Raw genomic sequence first — 16074 nt, 5'->3', positions numbered from 1 at the left:
AAGCGTAGCCCCTGTAGCGTAAATTAACAGCCTAGTTAACACAGCCATATTTTTAAAAGCACAGAACATCTTACATGTTCGAAAAGGAGATATTTACAAAATGGCAAATCATTATAAAAGTATTCTCGTAGCAGTTGATGGCTCAAAAGAAGCTGAATATGCTTTTCGTAAATCAATCGATGTTGCAAAACGTAACGCAGGTTCGGCCTTAAATATCGTAAATGTAATCGACACGCGCACATTCGAAGCTTATGGTCGCTCATTTTTGGAGCGTGCACAGCAGTTAGCAGAAGAACTTGTAAATGGCTACAAAGTACAAGCGGAGGCAGAAGGTTTAACGAATGTTAACGTAGTGATCGAGTACGGTTCTGCCAAAACCATGATCACAAGAGAGATTGCTAATTCTGCACAGGCTGACTTAATTATTTGTGGTGGTACAGGGCTAAATGCTGTGGAGCGGTTTTTCATGACTGGTTCTGTTGCAGACGCAATCGTACGTTCAGCTAAATGTGATGTTCTAGTCATTCGAACACCCGAATGATTGGTTTAATGTGAAAGTGACTTTTAAAAACAACCTTTGTAAAAGTGAATTTTTACAAAGGTTGTTTCTATTTATTTATTTCATGAAATGATTTTTCTCGAAAGATTATGAATAATGTCTCCCCGGCTCAGAACACCTACGACACGACCAGCACCATTGACCACTGGGAGTTTTTTGTAATGATGCCGTGATAATAAACGAATGGTATCTTCAAACTCTTCATCCGGTGAAACGAAAAGGATGTTTCTTTTGGTCATAATTTCTTTAACAGGTGTATCCAGTTTTGCTAGTAATACATCCTCAAATTTCCCATCCTCCATGATATACACGAGGCCAGCTACGCCCAAGGGTTTTGGAGATAGGTAGCGAAGAACGTCTCCATCGGATACGATACCTACTAAATGGTCTTTATCATCAACCACGGGTACGCCGCCAATTCGATTTGAATTTAGTATGTGTAACAACTCTTTAACCGTATTTGAAGGTTTTATCGTAAACACTTTTGTAATCATGAAGTCCCTTACTTTCATCATAAATCCCTCGCTCTCCATGGTGTAAACGTATTCATTGTGTTATTGATATTTTAACATACATTCAACTTACATCGTAATTTGAAAAATGTGTCTAAAAAGTGATTTTTTCAATCCTTACATGATATTTAAAAGAACGTCTGCCCAATTATCCTAATAAAAAGTGATCTTGCGAAAAGAATTAGTGGTATCTTTATAGGCTTGTAAGATGCCATGTTCCTCAATTTTATCTTTGAATACTTCCTTATAGGGCAGGTTTACCTCGAATTTTTGTTCAAAAGGGGAGAAGGATAGTGAAACAGTTTCTGTATACAACCAATGAGCAACGATGGGTTTGTCGGTAACAAATGCAAACAATTGCGGAAATCCATTACGGAAAAAGGGGTGTATCCTGTTATTATCTCCAGGCTCATTTAAACAAATATAAAGGGAAAGATAATCACAAAATTTCAACAAATCTAAGTGGTACATCAGGGTTTCTTCCGTTTTTTCTACTATTTGCAAATCCATTTTAAGCTGCTTTTGTCTTTGCTTTTCTTCTTCCCAAAATTCTCTGACAGCCGGATCGCTGGGATCCTGGATGAAGGAGGTATAATGCGAACTGCCTAACAAACAAGCGTACTTGCTCATGATTTCGACTTCATCTAATCCTTTTTTATAAAAAGGTATTTTGAGTGCTAACGGATAATCGATGAAAGAGTATGGCTTTTCACTTTTATCATTCCAGACTGGGGACGAATCTAGAGCGATCCAGCCCCGGTCATGCTCTTTGATGGCTAGCAGCACTTCTTCAATGCGGCTTCCATCGGAAAAATAATCGTTTTTACAGTTTTTGGCGATTTCCCCAGCGATGTTTGCATGATCATTCTGTTTCACCATCATATAGCTTAGTTCCCGTTCTAGTATAATCATTTTTGTAATCCTTTCTTTGTAAACTAATTAATCCTTTTCCTTTATTATTTCCTATTGAGAAATAAAAAAACTATTTAAAAGTAAACTGGTATATAGGAAGGGAAATTAGTGATAAGCTCGAAATAGAATAATATAAATAAGAGGATGGTATACCTATGAACAGAAAAATATCACTCATTCATTCAAACCATTTAGCTCAAGTTGATTATGCTTATGCTAGTCGCATTCCTGCTGAAATGGATTTACTATTTTTAGCTGGAGCCTGCCCACTGACAAAAGAGGGAATCGTCCCTGAATCAAGAAATGTCGAGTTACAAGCAAAGCTGTGTGTGGAAAATTTGAAAGCGGCTTTAAAAGAATGCGGTGCCACATTAGAAGATATCGCATATACAAGAATTCTTGTAGCTACTCAAAATCAGTCTGATTTGGTAATCGCATGGGAAGCAATACGAGAAGAATTTGGTGATTACGATGTTCCTAGCACTTTATCTGGAGTGACGGTATTAGGATATAAAAATCAACTGGTGGAAATCGAAGCGGTAGCGGCGGTAAATAAATCAATAGAGTAGAAGGTAAAAAGGGGACTCGAGAAGAGTTCCCTCGTTTCGCTTTTTGTAAAAATCTGAACGCTTCATTGTCTAACTATTCACTATTATTTTCCTATTCCGCCTTTTGTGTAAACGCTTTTATGTGAGAGGATTCACATGTATAATAAGGATATAAGGAATTCCAATTATACTAACTGGAGGAATCAAGATGCTAACAGAACTTTTTCTTGAATTCAAAAACTGGTGGTTAGGCGAGTCCGTTTTTAGTGATGAGATTGAAGAGTTTGAAAGAATTGAATCCAAGCATACAAGGGTTCATCATGATGAAGATATATATGAAATCATTCGAGTCCACTAATCTATTAAAAATTTTTCAAGAAGACTTCCTCCACGTGAAGTCTTCTTTTTTATTTTCAAAGGGAAGGAACTTACCAAATAGAAATGTGTACCTTTTTTGCCACATCAATCCGATTACTTCTATGCTATTCTAAATGTACTAGTTTAATAAATATAACTTCTTGGAGGGTTTAGTATGAGTTGTGGATGTTCGTCGCATGTAAAAGATGGAAGAGATATCGTTGATCATGTTAAAGGTAAGGGAAAAGAAAACTTTGCACCAGCCGTTGCACACGAGATTAACTGCGAGTGTGGAGAAACTTTTACTCTGGAAACCGTTATTATGAATTGCCCTAAATGTGAAATGACGTATGCTGTTACACCATGTAGTTCCAGTGATATCAACAATATCAAGGCTGCAGGAATTAAATACGCTTAACGAATTTGGTTGCCGCTGGCAGCCATTTTTTATTTTTAAAAAAATAACTATAATTGTAAATATATGTTCAATGGACTAATCTAAATATATAAAGAAAGGGATACACGGAGTAACTGAACCGATAGTGATTCCATCAAATATAAGTATTGAGGTGATAGTATGTTAAGTAATGAAGTTACAAATCTGTTAGAAATTAAATATCCTATAATACAAGCTCCTATGGCAGGCGGGGTAACCACTTCGAAATTAGTTGCCGGGGTTTCAAATGCAGGGGGACTTGGGATGATTGGGGCAGGATATATGTCTCCTGGTCAAATACGTGAACAAATCAGGGAAATAAAGAAGTTAACACCCCACTATTTTGGTATAAATCTATTTGTGCCTAGTGAGTTTACTTTTACAGAAGAAGAAATCAATTCTGCTGACCAGCTTTTGCAGCCTTATAAAGAGCACCTAAAATTACATAAAAAAGATACGCTGGAGATTCCAAACGCTAAAAAAATAGTAGAGACCTTTAATGAGCAAATTAAAGTTGTAATAGAAGAGGGGGTTCCAGTTTGTACCTTTACCTTTGGTATTCCTGCAAAGGAAGTGATTACTGAGTTAAAACAACGGAATATTATTCTAATGGGAACCGCGACAACGGTTGAAGAAGCGATTGAAAATGAAACCAAAGGAATGGATATTGTTGTGGTCCAAGGTAGTGAAGCGGGAGGACACCGTGGAAACTTTATACATGGACATCAGGAAAGCTTAATTGGTTTAATGTCACTTATTCCCCAGGTTGTTGACCATGTGAGCATTCCTGTTATCGCTGCAGGGGGAATAATGGATGGGCGAGGTTTAATGGCTTCTCTTTGTCTAGGTGCTAAGGGTGTACAAATGGGTACTGCTTTCTTAACTTGTATTGAAAGCGGAGCACCAAAGGTATACAAAGAAGCCATTCTTCAAGCTAAAGAAGACCAGATTGTTTTAACTAGAGCGTTTTCTGGCAAATGGGCAAGAGGTATTAAGAATAAATATATTTTAGAAATGCAGAAGCATGAAAATAGTTTACCAGATTTCCCAATTCAAAATACACTCACTCAGCCAATTCGAAAAGCATCTACGCTACAAAATAATCAAGACTATATGTCACTATGGTCCGGTCAAAGTCCAAGATTGGCTAAAAACCAAACGGTAGAAACCTTAATGAAAAATATAATAGATGAAGCGAAAAAATTAAAGGTATTATTCTAAAAAAAAACCTATGTGTGACCTAATCCATAGCAGCGGCAAGGACAATACCTGTTGTATACCTAAAAAGATCTACGGTAAGGAAGCCTTTTCCTAGAACCAATGCGCCAACTACTGTTCCTCGAAGCTGATTAATCCAGTCAGCCTGATAAAGCTGACTGAATTCGACACCAAAACTGAACAAAAAACTGAGCAAAATCGCTATAAATAATCGCTTTTGCACAAAAAGGAAACGAAAGCCGAAATAAACCATCATAGCCCAGATGACATCCCCAGCATTCTCGGCCACAAATTCACTTAATAGATGGCTGAATTTCCTGGAGGCTAAACCCAATAAAATGGTGATTATAACAGACATTAGGTACGTTATTCTCTGCTTGTTATAGGAAATCATCTTTATCACTCTTTTTTTATAATTAATATTCTTAAATTCTATTATAATCCTTCTTAATAGCAAGAGGGCAATTATATAAAAAGAAAAATACATAGAAAATGAGGTTCTAATGTTAATGACTGATGGGGAATATAGGATCGAAATAAACGGAATTAATCATTGGGTGAAAATTGATGGCAGTGAAAATGAAACAGTGCCATTAGTTATTATTCACGGTGGTCCCGGTGGAAACCTTTATACATTTGAACGAACAGTTGGTCCGTTGCTTGCTGTTAAAAGAACCATAGTCTATTATGAACAACGTGGAAGTGGTCGAACAGAAAAGCCAAGTTCTGATCAGGATTATTCAATAAAATTTCTTATTGAGGATTTCAAAGAAATAAAGAATTGGTTAGGGGCAGAAAAAGTAGATCTATTAGGGTTTTCTTTCGGTGGAGAATTAGCGCTAGAGATTTCAGATGCACTTCCAGAAGTTATCCATTCCATTGTTCTTTCTGCTCCTAGCTTAATGAATTCAGAAATAAATAAAATGGTGCAGATAACAGGTTTTATGTCAGTGGTTAATAATGAACTTTATAATGAAATTCAGAAAATCCAAAAGGAAGCTCTATCTATTGATGAAATTTATAATAAAGTTTGGAGCTTGGTTGATACTGAAACAGTTGATTTATTATTATTTGAAAATCAAGAAAATGCAAAAATGAATAGGAAATTGTGGGAAGAAAGTAATTTGGTTAACACTGGACTAATGTATAAAGCTCTTCAAAAAATTCCTGTTGAAAAACCATTAGTTGATAGACTTAAGTATATTCAGCAACGGACTTTAATCATTACAGGTGTATTTGATCGGAATACTGGAATACCTGTTTCAAAAATTTTTGCTAGGGAGATTCCTAACAATAATTGGGTATTATTTAATAGGAGTGCCCATTTTCCTGATTTGGAAGAGACTAATCAATTTGTTAGAACCGTCATCGACTTTTTAGAATCTTAAAAGGAAAAAGTGGAACAGTGGAGGGTTATTATGAAAATTAAAATAACAGAGTTAAAAAAACATTTAAAACAATTTGAACAAAAAGAATTAATAGATTTAGTCTTAGAGATGTTCAAGACCAATAAAGAGGTTCAAAACTTCTTGTCTAGTAAATTTCTTGGGGACGAAGCGATTGAGGTTCTTTTTAATCAGGCACGGAAAAAAATAGAAAATGAGTTTTTTCCAGATCGGGGACACGGTAAACTTCGATTAGCTGAAGCCAAAAAAGAGATTACTGCTTTTAAAAAGGTAACAAATGATGAAAAACGTACAGTGGATTTAATGCTTTTTTATGTTGAACAAGGTGTTGAATATACATGTGCTTATGGTGATATTTCTGAAGGTTTTTACTCCAGTATGATCAAAATGTTTGATCAAGTAGCCGTGGAATGTGACCGGGATGAGGATCTATATAAAGAGTTTTCAAAAAGACTAGAAAATGTAATATCCAAGGCACCTGAAGGCTGGGGTTTTCAAGAAGCTTTAGTAGATTCATACTACGCAATTGAATGGGTTATTGATGAAGAAGATGAAGAGTATTGAAGGTATATTAGTTACTTTTAACATGTAGTTTTATTTACAATTTGGAAAGAAATATAGTAGGTAAAATAGGCGACGATCTTGGTTGCCTTATTTTATTAAGGATTGTTCCCGATATTAAGAGATGAAGGGATATTCGTGATGTAAAATAAAGTTAGTACGTTTATACCTTAAAAATAAAATAGAAATAAAGAGGATTATGTAATACTATGTCGAAATAATTATAAGCAGTTATGAAAGGAAGGTGTATTTATGGCAAGGAAAGTGACAATTGAAAAGGTGGTACCCTTTGCACAGTCGGAAAAGAATGCCAAAAAATTTCGGAATGATTTACCTGTTTCTGATGAATTAAGGGAGGTTATGCTGAACGAGGTTATGCTTGATTTTATGAAGTATACTTGGGAGTGCTGCTATCTTGAATACCTACCGATATTAAAGGAATATGTAAAAGATCATGATCCTAAGGAAGAAAAACAGTATGGCTTAGTGAAAAACCTATTTTGGTGGAAGATTTTTTATGAAAGCAGTCAGGATTTTAGAAATAGTTTTATTGAGGATTACATTGCTGATCATTATTCTAAGCTAAGCAAAACACCCATTCTTATTTCATGGCTCAGAGAATGCAAGAAATCAATTTCTAAATTCTATTTTGTTGGGTATAAATTTAATGATTACAACCTTGTTGTAATGGATATTTTGGATGAAAAACCTCTCAATGTAACCATTCTAGATCCGCTTGCTATTGCACCTAGGCAAGGTGAAATCGTCATGGGAACATTGCTCCCATTAGGTGATGGATTATTTACCCCAATTATCGACTTTTATCATTTCGATTACGAGGCTAGGAAAGATATTGCTATGTGCATTCACCACTACTATGATCAACATTTAAATACTTCTTCTATGCATGACGCATTTATCCACGTACTATCCGCAATGTTGCAAATAGAAAGACTGGTTTTCTTAGAGCAACAGGAAAAACTACTTCATAATATTAACTCCTAATTACCTACTCATCATAATTCAAACTAAATTATAGTTTCGTTCAGATTTACAATCCTAATGAATAGCGTTAAGGTTAAAATAATTTAAAATCGGAGGCAAATAAAATGAAAGAAGCTATAAATGAAATTCTATATATATTGCAAAAATCCGATGGTCGGTTAGGGAATATAGAAAATGGACAAATAGAATTAACAAAGGGTCAAAAAGAATTATCCAATCGTATGGAAAACGTGGAAAAAGGACAGATTGAATTAACAAAAGGTCAAAAAGAATTATCGAGTCGCATGGAAAATGTGGAAAAGGGACAGATTGAATTAACTAAAGGTCAAAAAGAATTGTCAAGTCGCATGGAAAATGTGGAAAAAGGGCAGAGTGAAATATCCAGCCGAATGGAAGAGGGATATAAAGAAATCAAGGAAACGATTAAACATACAACAACCCTAATGACGGAAAATTTCACACATATCCGGAAAGATATCCGATCCATTGAAAGAGATTTTAATACTGATATTGAACTTGTATTTAAGGAAGGCGTAGACCTGAAAAGAAGAGTAAATAAGCTAGAACAATCAAACAATTAGCAAGAAAGCAAGCGCCAGATTTCTAGTAAAATCGAGTAATATTAATAATTTATGAAGCCCAAAAACCAAAGAATCTCAAAAAAATGGACCTCATGAAGCGTTCATGAAGTCCAAACTCAACGGTTACCAGAGAAAACAGGCCTCATAAAGAGTTCATGAGGCCCAAATTCAACTGGCAACAGAGAAAACGGGTCTCATAAAAAATCAGCCATTATTATAACGTAAAAATCCCAAGTGATTTGCCATCACTTGGGATTTTATGTTATAGATACGGACTTTCATGCTTCGCCTTCAACATATTCCAACGGCGGTCAACCTCTTTATCAAACATCGCGAGCATGTCTTTGCTATTCTCATTAAGCAAATGCTTCGATTTACCCATCAACTTCAACCATTCTGAAACTTCTAAGCGTTTATTTTTACTCTCCGGATTGTACGTAAGAGTCGTGACCCCGTGTTCTACTTCATAGAGAGGGAAGAAGCAGGAATTGACAGCTGCTTCAACAATCGTCTGACCTAATTCGTCCTTGGATTTCCAGTTCAACGGACAGGTAATTAAAATTTTTCCGTAAACCAAGCCTTCATTATTTGCATACCACTGAGCTTTTGCGGCTTTCTTCAATAGGTCCCGATCAAAGGCTTCCGTTCCAGTAAAGACATAAGGAATATGGGTAGCGGCCATAATTTGAGCAGTATCCTTATGGTGGAATGGCTTGCCGTTTTGGAAGCCTCCAATATTAGATGTGCTTGTCATATGGCCCATCGGTGTGGAGTAGGATAACTGGCTGCCTGTATTCATGTAACCTTCATTATCATACTCAAGGATAATCATTTTATGGTTACGTAAAGCTGTACCAATCGCAGGACCCATGCCGATATCCATGCCACCGTCACCTGTTACCATCACGAAAGTAAACTCATCGCTGAGCCCAAGCTCTTTCAATTCACCACGTCTTTTTCTTTCATGAAACATCTCCACAAGTCCAGAAAGGGTAGCTGATCCATTTTGAAAAAGGTTGTGAATATAGGTAGCTTTGTGGGAACTGTAAGGGAATCCAGTGGTTACGACCATAGCACAGCCGGTATGAAATAATGCGACAATATCTCCTTCAATTCCTTTAAAAAACAATTCCAGTCCAGAGAAAATACCGCATCCTGGACAGGCACCGTGACCTGAAGCAAGGCGTTTTGGTTTTTTCGTTAAACTGCGCATTGGTGGAATTTTCACCTTTAGTTCACCGGTTTTTTCATCCGGTGTTACAGTAATTAGACCAGTATTTAAATCTTCTTTTTTCATTGGATTTAATACACGCTTTGGAGCAAATTCTGGTTTACCTGGATTGTGTCCAAAGTAATCAAATTGCTTTTCCGCAATTCCTTTTTCCACAGCATCAAGAGATAATTGGAAAAATTGCTCCGCGTCATCCGCATAAAAATCTTTGCCGCCCAATCCGTAAATTCGGTTAATGACCTTGGTATGGGCATTCCCAACTGTTTGCAAGGCTGCTCTTAATTCAAGGGCCATATTTCCGCCACGAGCTCCATAGGAATCCGCACGGTCTCCGACGGTAACCGCTTTAATATTTTTCAAAGCTTCCGCTAATTGTTTTTGTGGAAAAGGGCGGATCATGTTTGGTGAGATAACCCCAGCCTTAATCCCTTTTAGACGGAGTTTGTCCGCTACGTCTTTACAAACTTCGGCAGCTGAATTCAACATAAATACAGCAATCTCTGCATCTTCCATACGATATAAATCAAGAATCGGATATTCACGCCCTGTTAAGGCTGCATATTCCTTCGATATTCTTTCGAAAACCGCTTCTGCCTTATACATGGCTTCTGATTGTTGGTAACAATTATTAATATAATCTGGTTCATTCATATAAGGACCAATTGTAACCGGATTTTCACGATCTAATGCATGAGGAAAGTTCCTAGGAAGCTCCCCAATAAATTTTTGAACATCACTTCGATTTTTTATTACCTGCACGCGCCGTTTTTGATGGGAGGTGAAATACCCATCAAATGATACAATTACGGGCAGTCTGACTTCTGGATCTTCTGCTAGTTTAAGAGCAAGAATGTTCATATCATAGACGATTTGTGGATCACGGGCCATTAAAATGGGCCAGCCAGTATTTAAAGCAAAATATAAATCCGAATGATCGCCATGAATATTTAATGGTCCTGAAACAGAGCGGTTTACTAAATTCAAAACCATGGGAAAGCGGGTTCCTGATTGAACAGGGAGTTGTTCCAGCATGTAGAGAAAACCGTTCGCGCTGGTTGCGTTAAAAACTCGTCCGCCGCCAGTAGAAGCACCGTAACATATCCCTGCTGAACCATGTTCACCGTCTGCAGGAATCAACACGATATCATGTTCTCCTCGAGCCTTCATGCCATCGAGGAATTGAGCGACTTCTGTGGAAGGAGAAATAGGGAAGTACCCCATGACATGATAATTAATTTGATGCGCAGCATAAGCAGCCATTTCATTGCCTGATTCAAATACAAAACTTTGCTCAACAGTACCTTTTTCGGGTGTAAGTTTTTCTTGGTTTAAATCGATAGACATCTGCAAATCCCGTCCTTTCCTTAGTTTTGAATGGCTAAATCAAATATATGTGGTACTCGATTTTTGTCTGCATAGCCATCATTATATTCTCTTTCTCCTGATAGCGCTTCCACTGGACAGGCGGTTACACATTTTAAACAGCCTTTACAATACTGATAGTCAATCCCACTAAGGAACATTTGCGGACGACCCTTTTTGTCTGCTTTTTCTTCCCAAACAAAACAGAAGTCTGGGCAAGCGGTATCACAAGCGGCGCAATTGATGCATTTCTCCTCATGAAAATGGGGGAGCATTCCTGCACGTGAAATACTTAAATCCTTTAACATGCTGTTTCCTGGATTGGTAATCATCCCGCCAATAGCCTGAGTTTCATAGCCTAAAAGAGGTTCTGCTCTCCTAAAAGGTTTTTCCTCAACACCGTCTTCAACCACATAGGTTTTAAATTCGACTTCATTAAAACCACGATCAAAGGTACGAAGGTTGGGTTCAACAAGATGAGGATATTTTTTTTCAAACGTACGGCGAATCGTTTGTTTCATTGACTCTGCGTCTAAGAAGTCCATGATCCGATAAAGGGCTCCCAGCATCGCGGTGTTCGCTTTTGTTTGTTCTTCTAGAGCAATACCAGTAGCATCCACAATGGCAATGGTGCCGCTAGGAATCTTCATTTGATTTTTCAATTCATCTGGGGATTTTTGTGAGTTTACTAAGATGGTGCTATCGGGATAAATTCCGCTGGTGCAATCGATTGTTTTAAAAAGGGCATCATGAAAAATACCGACAACATGAGGACGCTCTATAGGTGTGGTGTCACGAATGTTTGTCTCTGGGTCGCAGAAACGAATATGTGCTTTGACTGGCGATCCTTTTTTCTCTGATCCGTAGGATGAAAAACCGATTCCATTGAGACCGTTTCCGACAACACCGTCCTCGGAAAGCAATTTTCCCGCCAAGTTAGCTCCTAACCCACCAATTGATTCAAGACGGATTTCAAAAAAACCAGATTCATTTGTTTTCGGCAATTTTGACAAAGGTATTCCTCCTATCTTTAATACGGAGATTAACGTAGAATATTATAAATATTCTATAAATTATGATGATTTTATTGTAACAGTATGCTAAAACAAATACAACAGAATATTTTGTTAAAAGGGAGGCACCTATTTATTGCTGTAGTTATTGGGATTAACGAATAAATCTAGTTCATTAATTGTTTTCTTGTGATATAGTACAGCTGATGTATTGTTATATAACATGTAATGATTAGAACCAGATATCTAGGTCACCTAGCACTAACTCAACATAAAAAAGTCCAAGAAATAGAATTTCCTGGACTTTTTGTGTGAATTATATGGCCCAATCTCCATTACGGAAGATAGGAACAATTGTACCATCTTGTTTGATGCCATCAATATCCATCTTGTCAGAACCAATCATGAAGTCAACATGAACAATTGAAGTATTCATGCCATTTTTCAATAATTCTTCTTGACTCATTTTTGTTCCACCTTGAATCGTGGTTGGATAAGCTGCTCCGATTGCTAAGTGATTAGAAGCATTCTCGTCATAAAGAGTTGTAAAGAAGGTTATACCAGATTGAGAAATAGGGGATGGATCTGGTACTAATGCTATTTCACCCAATCCAGTTCCACCTTCGTTGTCAAAAACCAACTTCTTAATTGTTTCATCACCTTTTTCAGCTGAAATATCCACGATTTTCCCATCCTTAAAGTGCACCTCAATGCCTTCAATTAATGTACCAGCATAGCTTAGTGGCTTTGTGCTGCGTACCACACCGTCCATACGATGAGTGTCGGGAGCAGTATAGACTTCTTCAGTAGGCATGTTGGCAATAAATTCTTCGCCTTTTGGATTTTCACCTTCTGCACTACACCATAAATGGTTTTTTGGTAAGCCTAACGTTAAATCCGTACCAGGTGCGGTATAATGCAATGCATCAAATTGAATTTCATTTAAGAAGGCTGCTTTATCATTTAATGTTTTTTTATGTTCGTCCCAAGCAGCAACAGGGTCATCTGCATACACACGACACGTTTTAAAAATCTGATCCCATAGCGCATCGACTTGTTCTTCGGAAGTTTTCAAATCTGGGAAGACTTTTGCCGCCCAATCAGCACCAGCAGCAGCCGCAACAGTCCATTTTAAATCGTTATTTTGCGTTGCAATCCGTTGGGCACTGAAAGCTTTTCCAGCTTTGTTTTGAAAAGCTGCAATTTTTGCAGGGTCGACTTCATTTAGTAAGCCAGGGTCACTGGAAACAATTGATAGACGACTTACATGATGATTTAACACATGATCTTCGGATTCTTGAATTTCGTATTCAGCGATGTTGGTCAAGACTTCTAAAGGTTGATGTATGTAATTTAGTTTGGTAATTTCGTCATCTGCCCATTTTACAATTACTTTTTCAGCACCTAATGCATAAGCTTCTTGCGTTACTAAACGAGCTAGAGGGGCTTGATCAACTGTAATGGTCATCTTTACCCAATCACCAGGTTGAACATTGATACCCTTTGCCACTAACAGTCTTGCGTATTTTTGTAAATTTTCTTCAAAGTTTGGTAATACCATGATTTACCTCCAAAAAATTATTTGCAAAACTATAGTACCATAGTTAATTAAAAAATTCAGAAATGAAACTTTTATTCAAATGTAGAAAACTGTTTTGTATAATGAATAAGTAATTAAATTGGGGGTATTTTAAATGGAAATTATCGAATTAAGGAATAGGGATGAACTTTTTGAAAAAGCCATTCAAGTTTTTTGGCAAGAATGGGGGAGCGAAGATAATTATAGTTTTTACGAAGATTGTATAATCCATTCTACTTCTGGAAAACTTCCAAAGTTCTATGTTGCAATAGAAGAGGGGCAGATCATCGGTACATATGCTTTATTGAGAAATGACATTAATAGTCGCCAGGATTTATACCCGTGGCTTGCTTGCTTGTACGTGAAGGAAGAATATAGGGGGAAAGAAATAGGTTCAAAGCTGCTCCAACATGGTCTAGAGGAGGCTGCGAGAAAAGGCTATAAAACACTATATCTCAATTCAGATCTCGAGGGGTATTATGAGAAATATGGGTGGAGAAATATCGGGGTATCATATGGATTAGGCGGGGGAGATATCAAAATATACGAAAAAGATACTAGTTTACTATGATCATTCCATCATAAAATTGAGCAGGTAAAAAACCTGCTCTTTTTATTTTTAACCATTCGATTGATTATATTTATGCTGGTATTACCGCGCCAAATTAAATTTTAAATTTCGGTCCATGCAGATCCCTTCTTATTAAAAAAGTTTAATTCCAGTTCTTTAAGTAAATAATAATATTAATAATAGAAGTGTGTTTGAAATGGAAATTTTTATCAAAAAATTGCAATAACACTATTAAGGAAGTATAAACCTGATTTATACTAATGAAGTGATGTAATCATACAAAGGAGGGTAAAATGGAACTTTCTTTATTATTAGAATATGGGTGGGTATTACTTATTTTAATCCTTTTAGAGGGTTTATTATCTGCTGATAATGCGTTAGTCCTGGCCATAATGGCGAAGCATTTACCAGAAGAACAGCAAAAAAAAGCAATCAATATTGGTTTGTTAATGGCTTTTATCTTTCGAATTGGTGCAATCTTTATTATTTCGTTTTTGTTCCATGTATGGTGGATTCAAGCAATTGGGGCTGCGTACCTTATTTTCATCGCATTAAAACATTTATTGAAAAAGGATCATGGCGGAAAAGAGAAGCCAGGGAAAAGCTATCGAGCGACAGTTGCACAAATCGCCTTAGCCGATATTGCTTTCGCGGTTGACTCCATTTTAGCAGCTGTTGCACTTGTCATTGCCTTGCCTGGTACGCCAATGGGTGATATAGGTGGTATGGATGGCGCACAATTTATTGTCATCATAATAGGAGCGATTGCAGGGTTAATCGTTATTCGATTTGCAGCAGGGTTCTTTGTAAAAGTATTAACTGAACGCCCTAGTCTAGAAACGGCTGCTATGTTACTTGTTGGTTGGGTTGGGGTTAAGTTATTGATGCATACTCTAGCACACCCCGCTTTACATATCATTCCTCATGATTTTGTTGAAGGTCCGATTTGGAATACCATCTTCTGGTCAGTTATGCTTCTTATCGCATTAGGTGGATGGTTCCTTTCAGGGAAGAAAAAACAGAAATAACAGCTTAAGTAAAACATACAAAAGTAGACTACTGAAGCAATTGAACTTCAGCTAGAAAATCCATACATCCATATTCCCTTATAAGGGGGATATGGTTGTTTTATTTGCTCAATTTATGTCATCAGGCAGGTATTTATTGTCTATTTTTTCTAATAACTTGGAATTAATTAGCATGGTTTATTGAATTGTAAAAAAATATAATGGAAGTAGGTGAAGGGACTCAAAAGCCATTCGCTTTGAGGAGTAGGATATGTTTTCAAGCATGAGTAACAAAGTTTTAATAGACACATATTTTAGTGCAGTAAGGCTTAAGTTAGAAGCAGATTTTATCATTTTGTTAGAAGAAGAAATTAGTCGAAGAGGATTAATAATAGATAAAGTAGAAGGTGTAATTCGACCATAGCTTTTTACAAATTCTATAAATCTTCTTATAAACATCTTTAGTTTAATGCAATATGAATAGTGAATGGTTTTTGTTCTTTCACCCTTTCATTACTCTAGTTAAAATTTTCGAATTATAAATAATGATGAACCATTTAAAAAGCTGGGCTTGCCTAGTTTTTTTCTTTTTGTTAATTGGAAATTCTTGCTTTCTATCTCATGAAATAGTTGTATAATTTAATATAATAAGAAAACTATTTGAAGTAGTATAAAGATTTGACTGATCAGATTTTATAATAATAGCAATTGGAGTGCTGGTAATGTTGAGAATACGTAACGTAACGATGAGTGATTTACCTGATCTTGTAATCATAGAACACCTATGTTTTCCAATAGAAGAGGCTGCAACAGAAACGGCATTTATTCGTCGGATTCAGTTAATTCCAGATAGTTTTTTTGTAGCAGAAGAAGAAGGAGTAATTGTGGGGTTAGTCAACGGACCTGTCATCGAAGATCCATTTATTACCGATGAGTTATTCTTAAACATTAAGAAAAATCCGGAATTTGGTGGACACCAAACGGTTTTAGGAGTTGCAGTGACCCCTCATTTTCAAACACGAGGAGTAGCAACAGCGCTACTAACACACCTTGAAAAGGAAGCAATTTCAAAAAAACGTGTGAGCATTACACTTACTTGTAAAGAAGAGTTAATTCAGTTCTATGAAAATTTAGGATATCGTAATAGAGGAGTATCTAAATCAGAACATGCCGGTGTCACTTGGTACAATATGAGTAAAAGTTTGTCATAATTGTT

At 36.6% G+C, this 16074-nt stretch carries 19 protein-coding genes; 13 read left to right on the top strand and 6 right to left on the bottom strand.

What is annotated here, in order from left to right; all coding sequences use genetic code 11:
- The first annotated feature begins 100 nt into the window (after nucleotides 1-100).
- The gene (locus V7124_RS16555) at nucleotides 101-541 is read left to right on the top strand and encodes a universal stress protein (RefSeq protein ID WP_335491120.1); all 441 of its coding nucleotides are present in this window, start codon (nucleotides 101-103) and stop codon (nucleotides 539-541) included.
- An 80-nt stretch (nucleotides 542-621) separates the two neighbouring features.
- Here V7124_RS16555 and V7124_RS16550 read toward each other — a convergent pair whose 3' ends face one another.
- Both V7124_RS16550 and V7124_RS16545 read right to left on the bottom strand, forming a co-directional pair.
- A complete protein-coding gene (locus tag V7124_RS16550) occupies nucleotides 622-1074 on the bottom strand; it encodes a CBS domain-containing protein (RefSeq protein WP_335491117.1) in 453 nt (150 codons plus the stop codon).
- A 150-nt stretch (nucleotides 1075-1224) separates the two neighbouring features.
- Complete coding sequence (locus V7124_RS16545) at nucleotides 1225-1983, bottom strand: DUF3891 family protein (RefSeq protein ID WP_335491114.1); 759 nt, start codon at nucleotides 1981-1983, stop codon at nucleotides 1225-1227.
- Nucleotides 1984-2138: 155 nt separating this feature from the next.
- On the opposite strand from V7124_RS16545, the gene V7124_RS16540 reads away from it, so the two are divergent.
- The 4 genes from V7124_RS16540 to V7124_RS16525 all read left to right on the top strand — a co-directional run bounded on the left by V7124_RS16540 (nucleotide 2139) and on the right by V7124_RS16525 (nucleotide 4545).
- The gene (locus tag V7124_RS16540) at nucleotides 2139-2552 is read left to right on the top strand and encodes a RidA family protein (protein ID WP_335491110.1); all 414 of its coding nucleotides are present in this window, start codon (nucleotides 2139-2141) and stop codon (nucleotides 2550-2552) included.
- A gap of 187 nt (nucleotides 2553-2739) precedes the next feature.
- Entirely contained in the window at nucleotides 2740-2889 is a 150-nt protein-coding gene (locus V7124_RS16535) for a hypothetical protein (RefSeq protein WP_335416672.1), read from the top strand.
- Nucleotides 2890-3063: 174 nt separating this feature from the next.
- A complete protein-coding gene (locus V7124_RS16530) occupies nucleotides 3064-3306 on the top strand; it encodes a hypothetical protein (protein WP_335416674.1) in 243 nt (80 codons plus the stop codon).
- Between the two features lie 159 nt (nucleotides 3307-3465).
- Nucleotides 3466-4545 (top strand): NAD(P)H-dependent flavin oxidoreductase, encoded by a 1080-nt coding sequence (locus V7124_RS16525; protein ID WP_335491106.1) that lies wholly within the window; start codon nucleotides 3466-3468, stop codon nucleotides 4543-4545.
- A 19-nt stretch (nucleotides 4546-4564) separates the two neighbouring features.
- On the opposite strand, the gene V7124_RS16520 is transcribed toward V7124_RS16525, so the two are convergent.
- Entirely contained in the window at nucleotides 4565-4900 is a 336-nt protein-coding gene (locus V7124_RS16520; RefSeq protein ID WP_335491102.1) for a DUF2809 domain-containing protein, read from the bottom strand.
- Nucleotides 4901-5045: 145 nt separating this feature from the next.
- Between V7124_RS16520 and V7124_RS16515 the strand changes: the two genes are divergently transcribed.
- The 4 genes from V7124_RS16515 to V7124_RS16500 all read left to right on the top strand — a co-directional run bounded on the left by V7124_RS16515 (nucleotide 5046) and on the right by V7124_RS16500 (nucleotide 8095).
- Nucleotides 5046-5930: an alpha/beta fold hydrolase gene (locus V7124_RS16515; protein ID WP_335491099.1), complete on the top strand. Its 885-nt coding sequence runs from the start codon at nucleotides 5046-5048 to the stop codon at nucleotides 5928-5930.
- 30 nt (nucleotides 5931-5960) lie between these two features.
- Nucleotides 5961-6512, top strand: coding sequence for a DUF6155 family protein (locus V7124_RS16510; RefSeq protein ID WP_335491095.1), 552 nt, complete (start codon nucleotides 5961-5963; stop codon nucleotides 6510-6512).
- A 249-nt stretch (nucleotides 6513-6761) separates the two neighbouring features.
- Nucleotides 6762-7514, top strand: coding sequence for a hypothetical protein (locus V7124_RS16505; RefSeq protein WP_335420453.1), 753 nt, complete (start codon nucleotides 6762-6764; stop codon nucleotides 7512-7514).
- A gap of 104 nt (nucleotides 7515-7618) precedes the next feature.
- Nucleotides 7619-8095 carry a hypothetical protein gene (locus V7124_RS16500; protein ID WP_335491091.1) on the top strand — a complete coding sequence of 159 codons (477 nt, stop codon included), beginning with the start codon at nucleotides 7619-7621 and terminating at the stop codon, nucleotides 8093-8095.
- A 262-nt stretch (nucleotides 8096-8357) separates the two neighbouring features.
- Here the strand turns inward: V7124_RS16500 and V7124_RS16495 are convergent, their stop codons facing one another.
- The 3 genes from V7124_RS16495 to V7124_RS16485 form a co-directional block, all read right to left on the bottom strand.
- Nucleotides 8358-10670, bottom strand: a complete 2313-nt coding sequence (locus tag V7124_RS16495; protein WP_335491087.1) for a thiamine pyrophosphate-dependent enzyme — start codon at nucleotides 10668-10670, stop codon at nucleotides 8358-8360.
- A 20-nt stretch (nucleotides 10671-10690) separates the two neighbouring features.
- Nucleotides 10691-11701 (bottom strand): 2-oxoacid:acceptor oxidoreductase family protein, encoded by a 1011-nt coding sequence (locus V7124_RS16490; protein ID WP_335491083.1) that lies wholly within the window; start codon nucleotides 11699-11701, stop codon nucleotides 10691-10693.
- Between the two features lie 316 nt (nucleotides 11702-12017).
- Nucleotides 12018-13262: an aminopeptidase gene (locus tag V7124_RS16485; protein WP_335491080.1), complete on the bottom strand. Its 1245-nt coding sequence runs from the start codon at nucleotides 13260-13262 to the stop codon at nucleotides 12018-12020.
- A gap of 133 nt (nucleotides 13263-13395) precedes the next feature.
- On the opposite strand from V7124_RS16485, the gene V7124_RS16480 reads away from it, so the two are divergent.
- From V7124_RS16480 to V7124_RS16465, 4 genes are all read left to right on the top strand, one after another.
- Complete coding sequence (locus tag V7124_RS16480) at nucleotides 13396-13851, top strand: GNAT family N-acetyltransferase (RefSeq protein ID WP_335491077.1); 456 nt, start codon at nucleotides 13396-13398, stop codon at nucleotides 13849-13851.
- 293 nt (nucleotides 13852-14144) lie between these two features.
- Nucleotides 14145-14879 (top strand): TerC family protein, encoded by a 735-nt coding sequence (locus V7124_RS16475; RefSeq protein WP_335491074.1) that lies wholly within the window; start codon nucleotides 14145-14147, stop codon nucleotides 14877-14879.
- A 262-nt stretch (nucleotides 14880-15141) separates the two neighbouring features.
- Nucleotides 15142-15282: a sporulation histidine kinase inhibitor Sda gene (locus V7124_RS16470; protein WP_335491071.1), complete on the top strand. Its 141-nt coding sequence runs from the start codon at nucleotides 15142-15144 to the stop codon at nucleotides 15280-15282.
- 298 nt (nucleotides 15283-15580) lie between these two features.
- Nucleotides 15581-16069: a GNAT family N-acetyltransferase gene (locus V7124_RS16465; protein ID WP_335491068.1), complete on the top strand. Its 489-nt coding sequence runs from the start codon at nucleotides 15581-15583 to the stop codon at nucleotides 16067-16069.
- Nucleotides 16070-16074 lie beyond the last annotated feature (5 nt).

The organism is Neobacillus niacini (genome assembly GCF_036961885.1).
Lineage (GTDB): Bacteria > Bacillota > Bacilli > Bacillales > Cytobacillaceae > Neobacillus > Neobacillus niacini_H.
The sequence above is the reverse complement of the archived record's forward strand: the minus strand, read 5'-3'. Positions and strand labels throughout refer to the sequence as shown.